This is a genomic window from Pedobacter sp. KBW01 (assembly GCF_003852395.1).
GTDB lineage: Bacteria > Bacteroidota > Bacteroidia > Sphingobacteriales > Sphingobacteriaceae > Pedobacter.
In genome coordinates, this window is record NZ_QAJQ01000041.1 from 1 (window position 1) to 1,360 (window position 1,360).

Here is a 1,360-nt window from a genome sequence, read left to right on the forward strand (position 1 = left end):
CTTTACGTTGGTCTGGATTTGTAATTAGGAGTGTTCGAAACCTTACGGCCCTCTAAAGACAAGATCTGGATTACCCCCACTAGCGATAACTATCTGAATGGTAACCATGTCATCTAGTTCCATTGAGATTCGTCTTTTTGCTGTTTTATAACCAATTTGGTTACCCTTTTTATAAATAAGAATAAGCATTGACAGGATCAGGGTCATGTATAAGATGATCTTGATCCCGTTGGTACTGGTTGAGATAAAGTGGTTAAAGTTCAGTTCCTGCTTGATGAACCTAAAAAACACTTCTATGTCCCACCTCTTTTGGTATATATCTATTATGTCTGAGATTGGGGTTTGCAACATATTGGAAAGCAAAAAGAACGCTATACCACTTCCATTGCATCCTTTAATGAGCCTGAACTTATTGGGTAGCCGCTTATTGTACCGGTCGTAAAGCTCAATAAGTTCATCCGAGCTGACCGTCGCATCTCCTGTCTGAAGATTTTCAGGAAGAGCCCGTGTTTCCAGCAGATGGTACCTGGCATTGGTTTTCATTTTGGTTACAAAGTTCCAGTCCCGATCATCGATGTCGGCAAATGCCTGCCTACTGCTTACTCCCCGGTCAAATACGAACACCGTATTAGGGCTGGGGTCAGTTACTTTCAGTATGGTTTTGGGTATAGTCCTATCTTCACTCAGCTCACTCTGTGAGGTAAAGACCTGCACGCTGCTTGGAAAAAGATCATCCAGGCAAAGCGTATATTTCACCTGCTTTTTCCCGTTCTTTTTACAGCCTACTGCCATTCCCTGAGCTAATTTACCGGCGGTTTCAGCTACCATAGTGGAATCTACCCTAACGATATTATAGGAACTGGACTCCTTTGAGGAGAACTCTTTACTGAATCTAGAATAGATCATCTTATATGCTTTTTCAAAAAAAGATAGATCCATCGTTGCCAAACGGTCAGAAAGAGAATTATACCTAACAGTTTGACCACGGTCAAGAGAAAAAAGTATCTTAAACCGGTTGGAATTAAATACATCTTCAAGCCCTCTCAGGCTTGTTTTTTCACATGTAGCCAGACCATAAAGAAGCAGGTAGAACATACTGCGGCCATAAAGCGTTTTTACCTGAAAGTCTACATTGGTACTTTCAGATAAAGCAGCCAGTTCCTTTTCAGGAATCAGCTCAAGGAGCTGTTTTATAGATATGTTTGCTGGTATGGGCACGCTGTTGCAAAAATAACAACACCAATACAAAACTCCTTGGAGGCTAAGATTTTAATCTAAACATAAAAGCAATTATTATCAACAGAAATAAGGGAAGAGGTCTGTTTTTTGGAATAGCAAAATGTTTCGAACACTCCTAATT

General features: G+C 40.4%; 1 protein-coding gene. It reads right to left on the reverse strand.

Annotated features, from left to right (window positions below):
* Positions 1-42 precede the first annotated feature (42 nt).
* Entirely contained in the window at positions 43-1,218 is a 1,176-nt protein-coding gene (locus DBR40_RS26095) for an IS4 family transposase (protein ID WP_158674144.1), read from the reverse strand.
* Between the last annotated feature and the right edge of the window lie 142 nt (positions 1,219-1,360).